Below are 6666 nucleotides of genomic sequence, written 5' to 3' on the forward strand. Positions count from 1 at the left end.
ACAGTGCGGGGCTCCTGCGATTTCTAGCTGAGTTGCCTGAATGGCAGAGGAAATCCGTCAAGCAGATCCTTGCACCTGGAGTTAATCTGGAAGCCGTGGCGCTTCCGTTCCTGTCTCGAGGTCTGGCCTTAGTGTGGGCGGTTTATCCCGGAGGCTTATGTACACCAATCCCGATGAAGTCTTCCGCAAAGATGTCTGGTTGGCCCTCTTCACCTGGGGGATCCTAGAGTTGGCTTGTTTCGTGATTATCCCCTTTACCGGAGCCTACGCATTCTCGCAAGTGGAAGCTTGGCTGTGGCCCTCTTTGGTTTTGGGGCCGGTGGGGGCGGTGGTGGTGGCTTTTTGTTCTAAAGTGGTGCTGGCTGCCAACAACATCCCGGATCCCAGGAGAAAACAAGCCCAGCGGCAAGTGGCTCAGGTGGTCAGTCTTTTTGGCTTTCTGGGCTTGGCATTGCCCCTCCTTCTGGCAGGATGGGTATTTGGCCGAGAGATTTTGACGACCGACTGGCAGAATAAGTTCACCAACACCAATAAGTAGAAGCTAATCTCCGACGCCCTTGCCCTCTGGGGTCGCGTCGCCCCGTCAGCGTTGCGGTTCCTCTGCACAGGCCTAGCAAGAGCGCTGCGGAACACGATACATTGGGATGCAATCACGTCAGCGTTGCGCAGCAGTCGTGCTCTGGCTTTCGTAAATCCCCGGTTTTGACGGGGATCCCATCTTCTCTGCGGATTCTTGCCTGCAGCATTGCGGGAAGGTATTTCGGATGGCTAACTACCCGATGCGAGGCCGTTCTTCTCCTGCTTCTGGCGGTTTTCCCTTGGGCACCTTGGTGGTGGTGAGTGTCTCGGTTGGGGCTCTGGCCGCCTTGGCTTGGCAGTTGTGGCAGCTCGTCGCCCCCATGTTGGCCCCCCCTGCCCCGCCTCAATTTCCGCAGGCGGTGCGCTTGGATCCCTTGCCCCGCCCAGCCAGTTTTCCCTCTCCCCCCTCTGGCCCTGCTGCAGGCACTGTTGACCCTGAGGGATTTCCCCCTGGCAGCCGTGGGCGGGTGATCGAGCCCATTGGCCTGGCCATCCGCAGCCAGCCCTCTGTTGATGGAGCCTACCAAGGGGGAATTGTAGTGGGGGAAACGGTGACGGTGTTGGAGTACAGCGCCGATGGCCGTTGGCAGCGGGTGCGGCGGGAGCTGAATGGACAGGAGGGCTGGGTGCGCGCCGGCAATTTGGGCCCTGTGGATGGTGTTTCAGCCTCAACTTCTCCAGCTCCCACGGTTGAACCCAACCCTGAATCAACTCCTTTGCCGGCTCGACCCCCCATGGTGGCAGTAGGTGGGCAGGGACGGGTGATTGAGCCGATTGGCTTGGCGCTGCGGGCCACTCCAGAGCGGGAGGGAACCTACATTGGTGGTGTGCCCATGAACGAGGTGGTGATGGTGCTGGGCCTCAGCGAAGATGGCCGTTGGCAGCGCATTCGCCGTCAGAATGGGCAGGAAGGTTGGGTGCGGGCGGGGAATCTGGCGCAGGAGTAGCCCTTGCCATAGGCATAGCCCTACAGATGCCCTGGTGGGGGATTGTAACACCAGGGAAGCCTGTGTTTCGCTAGAGCAGTGCCGTTTGCGTCATCGGGACCGAGTCCTTGGCAGGGGAACTGGTGAAACACACTCCATTTCGGCTTGGTGCTTCAACAAGGGATCCCTGGGGCAAGGGGTTAGCTTTACCCTTTCTGGCCCTTGGGTTGGCCTTCTCTCTAGGCGCCTGCCGACCGGCTTCTAACGCTGGAGCGGAAAAGGTCAGGCAGGAAGCACCCCTAGCCCAAGCAAAGGCAGAGATGGGTACTCTGGAGTTTTGGGCCAACGGCGAGGACTTCATTCGGGAGGGGTTTGTCTCCAAAGACGGCTGGGAACTGAGCTTTGAGCACGTGTACGTGACGCTGGCGGACATAACCGCCTACCAAACCGATCCGCCCTTTGATCCGGAAGGAAATGCAGATTTGCTGGCACGGGCATTGGTCAGCCTCTCCGGCCCCATCACGGTTGATTTGATCACGGCTCCCCCGGCGGAGCGGGCCTTACTGGGATCCCTAGAGGCACCCCCTGGCCACTACAACGCCCTGGGGTGGCGGCTGGTGCCAGCACTGGAGGGGCCGGCAAAGGGCTATTCCCTCTGGATCGAAGGCCAAGCCCGACCGACAAAGGAAGGGGCTGGGGAGATGCCGTTTGTGCTCAAGTTCAGCCCTGAGGTGGCCTTCACCTGCGGAGAGTATGTGGGGGAGGAGCGCAAAGGCTTTGTGCGCGTCGGCCAGGTGGCAGATCTGGAGGTCACCTTCCATTTCGACCACCTGTTTGGAGATGGAAGCTTGCCCCCCAACGACAGCCTCAATCAAGCAGCTCTGGGGTTTGCCCCTTTGGTGAAGTTGGATCCTGTCTCCCTGGAGCAGCGGCTGGCCGCGTCAGCGGCGCGGAGCACTGGGGGGGGATCCGACCTTCTGGAAGTGGACTGGGGGGATCTGCAGGAGGGATCCCCTGCGGCTAAGGCCGTATTGGAGATCCTGCACCACTTGGGCCATGTGGGGGAAGGCCACTGCCGCGCTGCCTCTGGCCCTGCCCAGACAGAGTCTTCGCCCTGAAGTCTTGGCTTTTCTAAGACCGGTCGCCTGCAGAGCGTAGAGATTGTCGTCTGTCCTCAGCTAACCAATGAACCGAGTCTGGCCAAAACTTTGGATCCCTTCCTGCCGACTGAGCCTGATTGCGGCGTCGCGTCAGCGATGCGGAGCACGGTTGAGCTTGCTGGCTTTCGGCCTGCTCCTGTCTGCTCCCGCTTGGGGCCACGGGGTGGAAGCCTCTCTTCGGGCTGTTCCCGCTTTTGAGATCGAGGCCCGCTACGATTCTGGGGAACCGATGGGATCCGCCCGGGTGACGGTATTTGCGCCAACGGATCCCACTACCCCTTGGCAGGAGGGACAGACGGATGCGCGGGGACGATTTCTGCTGCAGCCGGATCCCAACCTGACGGGCCTCTGGCAGGTGCGGATTCGCCAGGCGGGGCATGGGGTGTTGGTCAACGTGCCGGTGGGCGAGGAGTTCCCTCAGACAGAAGGGATCCCCAGCGCTTCCCCACCCTTTGGGCCTTTGCAGCGGGGGGTTATGGCCGCCTGTGTCATTTGGGGCTGTCTGGGCACAGCTCTGTTCTTCTCCAGGCCCCGTCAATCTGGTTACGCAGCGGTGGAGAGCCCACCGGTTTCGGGATCTCCAGGGTCAGGAATCTCAGGCTTCCAGGCTGGCTCCTCTGCTCTGGAGTAGGACTGACCATGCACATCAGCGATGGCATTTTGCCGGCACCGCTTTGGCTAGGGGGTTATGGCATCACCGCCCTGATCACCAGCTACAGCTTGCGGCTTCTCCGTCGCGCCGGCGTTGCCGAGCAATGTCCTTGGTGGGAACGGGATCCCCGCCATATTGCTACGCAACGCTGTCGCGACCAGTTGCCCAAAGCGGCTTTGCTCACGGCTGTCTTTTTTGTGGCCTCTTCGATTCACCTGCCCTTTCCCCCGGCCAGCCTGCATCTGGTGCTGAACGGGTTGATGGGTCTGATGTTGGGGGCTTTGGCCTATCCGGCGATTGTAGTGGGCTTGTTTTTTCAGGCGGTGGCCTTTGGCCATGGGGGCCTGACCACATTGGGCATCAACGCCGCCATTATGGGGATCCCGGCGCTCCTGGCCGGTGGGATTTTTCGGGCAGGCCGTCGGGTGATGGGGGCCGGAGTGTCTGCCTTCTTGGCGGGAGCTGTGGGGGTGGGTCTAGCAGTGCTGTTGTTTTACGGGGTGGTCATGGCTGCTGTGGTTGACGCTGGCAGCGGGATCCTCTCCACAGAAGCCGGTCGCCTGGCTCTTGGGAGCTTGGTGGTGGCCCACATCCCCCTGATGGTGGTGGAGGGGTTGTTCGCCAGTTGGGTGGTGCTGTTTTTGCAGCGGGTACAACCGGCGCTGCTGGGAGAGTATGGCAAGAGATGAAGCCGGCTCAGGGATCCCTTGCTGCTGGCGCGGTCAACAATCCCATCCTCACCCCTCCAAACCCCTTTCCTGGCTGCACCGGTGGCAACCTCTGCCCAAGGTGCTGGGCCTGATGGCGCTGATGGCGGCTTTCGCCTCGGTGAGGTGCCTGGCCCTCTTGCCGCTCATCTGGGCGCTGGTGGCTGGACTGTGGAGCCTGTCGGGATTGCCTTGGAGCCTCGGGCTGAGGCGGCTGGCAGCCCCAGGGCTGTTGGTGGCAGGGTTGATGGGGATCCTTCCCTTCTGGGCGGGGGAAACCATCCTGTGGCGCTGGGGATCCCTGGCTCTGCGTTGGGAGGGGCTGCAGATGGCGCTTCGCATTGGGGGGAGAGGGCTGGCCCTATTTGCCCTCACGATGCTGCTGCTGGAGACCACCCCCACATCGGAACTGTTGGCAGCGTTGCGGGCCCTGGGGATCCCAGACCTCCTGCTGGAACTGGCCTGGCTCACCCAGCGCTATTTGCAGGAGGTGGCCGCTCAGTGGCAGCAGATGCAACGGGCAGCCCGGCTGAGGGGTTGGCGACCGCGGGGATCCCTGTGGCGTCCTGGGCCGTCTCTAAGACAAGATCTGCCCTTTCTGGCCGCTTCGGTGGGCACCCTGTTGGTTCGCAGCTACGAGCGCTCGCAGAGGGTTTATCAGGCTTTGCGCCTGCGGGGCTATGGACAAGCGCCTCTGTTTCCGACGGCGGCTGGCAGGGATCCCTACAGTTGGGCGGCCACCGCGTTGGCCGTGGCTACGGCTCTATTGCTCCGCAACGCTGATGCGGCCCTCAACTAGAATAGATAAGCCTCTGGCAAGCTGCCCCCTTTTTGATGCTCAGTCCATGAATGGGTTAGAAGCGACCGTCTCCAGTTTCCCATCCGTTAAGGACTCCGTCCCGCTTACGCGAACAGCGGTGCAGCGTACAAAGGCGTCGGTTGCCGTTTTACACCTGGGCTGCGAGAAAAACCGGGTGGACACCGAGCACATGCTGGGCCTGCTGGCCCAAGCGGGCTACCGGGTGGATGGGGACGAAGAGAGCGCTAACTATGTGATTGTCAACACCTGTAGCTTCATCGAGGCAGCGCGACGGGAGTCGGTCAGTACCCTGATGGAGCTGGCGGTACAAGGCAAAAAGATCATCATTGCCGGCTGCTTGGCGCAACACTTCCAAGAGGAGCTGCTGCAGGAGATCCCGGAGGCGGTGGCTATCGTGGGTACGGGCGACTATCACCAGATCGTCCAGGTGATCGAGCGGGTGGAGCGGGGAGAGCGGGTCAATGCCGTTACTTCTAGCCTGGATTACATTGCCGACGAGACCGTACCTCGCTATCGCACCACCCATGCGCCTGTGGCCTACCTACGGGTAGCCGAGGGCTGTAACTACCGCTGCTCTTTCTGCATCATCCCCCACTTGCGGGGCGACCAACGCTCTCGCTCCATCGAGTCCATCCTCCGGGAAGCAGAACAGCTGGCCGAGGAAGGAGTGCGGGAGCTGATTTTGATTTCCCAGATCACCACCCACTACGGGATCGACCTCTACGGGGAGCCGCGCTTGGCTGAGCTTATCCGCGCCCTGGGCCAGATCCCCATTCCCTGGATCCGCATGCTCTACGCCTACCCCACCGGCATCACGCCTGCAGTGGTGGAGGCCATCCAAGAAACTCCCAATTTCTTGCCTTACCTGGATTTGCCCCTACAGCACAGCCATCCTGAGATCCTCAAGGCCATGAATCGCCCCTGGCAAGGGCAGGTCAACGACCGGGTGATCGAGCGGCTGCGCCAGGCGTTGCCCAATGCCGTGCTGCGCACCAGCTTTATCGTCGGCTTTCCTGGGGAGACGGAGGAGCACTTCCAGCATCTACTAGACTTTGTCCAGCGCCATCAGTTTGACCATGTGGGGGTGTTTACCTTTTCTCCCGAAGAGGGCACCCCTGCCTACCACCTCCCCCATCAGGTTCCAGAGGCTGTCAAACAAGAGCGCCGCGCCCGTCTAATGCAACTGCAGCAAGGCATTGCCTTCCGCCGCAACCGCGAGCAGGTGGGCCGAGTGGTACCTGTACTTTTGGAGCAGGAAAACCCCAGAACCGGCGAGTGGATTGGCCGCTCCCCTCGCTTTGCCCCCGAAGTGGACGGGGTGGTGTACGTGCGTGGGGAGGGCTCTCTGGGATCCCTGGTGCCGGTGCAGATCACCCACGCCGAGCCCTATGATCTCTTCGGTTGGGTGGTGGCAGCGCCGGAGGGTTTTAGCTGGAGCGGGCGGTAGCGGTGCAAAGCACTTTGGTAGGATCTTCATCCACGGGAGAGGAGCTGGGAATGACTACCCTTGGCGGCAGCGGGACCGAGTCTTTAGATGAGCTGAAACAGGCGGCAGCCCGGGCTGCAGTTCAAAAGGTGCAATCGGGAATGGTGGTGGGGCTGGGCACGGGATCCACAGCCGCCTTTGCCGTGAGCGCCCTAGCAGAGCGGATGCAAAGCGAGGGTCTGCAGATCCTCGGTGTGCCCACCTCCGAGCGCACGGCTGAACAGGCCCGCTCCCTGGGGATCCCACTGGCTACCCTAGAAGAGCAGCCGCGCCTGGATCTGGCCATCGATGGGGCCGACGAGATTGAAGTGGGATCCCTGAACCTGATCAAAGGGG

The 6666-nt window shown here is 61.6% G+C and carries 8 protein-coding genes; all 8 read left to right on the forward strand.

Annotation, left to right across the window (positions count from 1 at the left end; translation table 11 throughout):
- The first annotated feature begins 157 nt into the window (after positions 1-157).
- On the forward strand, positions 158-538 hold the full coding sequence (locus tag NW856_RS01965) for a hypothetical protein (protein ID WP_414342412.1): 381 nt from the start codon (positions 158-160) through the stop codon (positions 536-538).
- A gap of 226 nt (positions 539-764) precedes the next feature.
- Positions 765-1526, forward strand: a complete 762-nt coding sequence (locus NW856_RS01970) for an SH3 domain-containing protein (protein WP_414398832.1) — start codon at positions 765-767, stop codon at positions 1524-1526.
- 299 nt (positions 1527-1825) lie between these two features.
- Entirely contained in the window at positions 1826-2623 is a 798-nt protein-coding gene (locus tag NW856_RS01975; protein ID WP_414342415.1) for a hypothetical protein, read from the forward strand.
- A 151-nt stretch (positions 2624-2774) separates the two neighbouring features.
- Positions 2775-3296 (forward strand): hypothetical protein, encoded by a 522-nt coding sequence (locus tag NW856_RS01980; protein ID WP_414398834.1) that lies wholly within the window; start codon positions 2775-2777, stop codon positions 3294-3296.
- 8 nt (positions 3297-3304) lie between these two features.
- The gene (cbiM, locus tag NW856_RS01985) at positions 3305-4006 is read left to right on the forward strand and encodes a cobalt transporter CbiM (protein ID WP_414330636.1); all 702 of its coding nucleotides are present in this window, start codon (positions 3305-3307) and stop codon (positions 4004-4006) included.
- Positions 3993-4823 (forward strand): cobalt ECF transporter T component CbiQ, encoded by an 831-nt coding sequence (cbiQ, locus tag NW856_RS01990; RefSeq protein WP_414330633.1) that lies wholly within the window; start codon positions 3993-3995, stop codon positions 4821-4823. Before cbiM ends, cbiQ begins: the two co-directional genes overlap by 14 nt.
- A 46-nt stretch (positions 4824-4869) precedes the next feature.
- On the forward strand, positions 4870-6291 hold the full coding sequence (gene rimO / locus NW856_RS01995) for a 30S ribosomal protein S12 methylthiotransferase RimO (RefSeq protein WP_414398836.1): 1422 nt from the start codon (positions 4870-4872) through the stop codon (positions 6289-6291).
- A 50-nt stretch (positions 6292-6341) separates the two neighbouring features.
- Positions 6342-6666: ribose-5-phosphate isomerase A (locus NW856_RS02000; RefSeq protein WP_414398838.1), on the forward strand; the 325-nt coding region annotated here is incomplete at its 3' end.

The sequence above is a fragment of the Synechococcus sp. R3-13 genome, from assembly GCF_047462195.1.
In the GTDB taxonomy this organism is placed as follows: domain Bacteria; phylum Cyanobacteriota; class Cyanobacteriia; order Thermostichales; family Thermostichaceae; genus Thermostichus.

What these genes read in the sequence shown, in the direction of transcription:
- NW856_RS01965 (WP_414342412.1), top strand. Translation starts at nt 158, where the DNA reads ATGTACACCAATCCCGATGAAGTCTTCCGCAAAGATGTCTGGTTGGCC.
- NW856_RS01970 (WP_414398832.1), top strand. Translation starts at nt 765, where the DNA reads ATGGCTAACTACCCGATGCGAGGCCGTTCTTCTCCTGCTTCTGGCGGT.
- NW856_RS01975 (WP_414342415.1), top strand. Translation starts at nt 1,826, where the DNA reads ATGGGTACTCTGGAGTTTTGGGCCAACGGCGAGGACTTCATTCGGGAG.
- cbiM (WP_414330636.1), top strand. Translation starts at nt 3,305, where the DNA reads ATGCACATCAGCGATGGCATTTTGCCGGCACCGCTTTGGCTAGGGGGT.
- cbiQ (WP_414330633.1), top strand. Translation starts at nt 3,993, where the DNA reads ATGGCAAGAGATGAAGCCGGCTCAGGGATCCCTTGCTGCTGGCGCGGT.
- rimO (WP_414398836.1), top strand. Translation starts at nt 4,870, where the DNA reads ATGAATGGGTTAGAAGCGACCGTCTCCAGTTTCCCATCCGTTAAGGAC.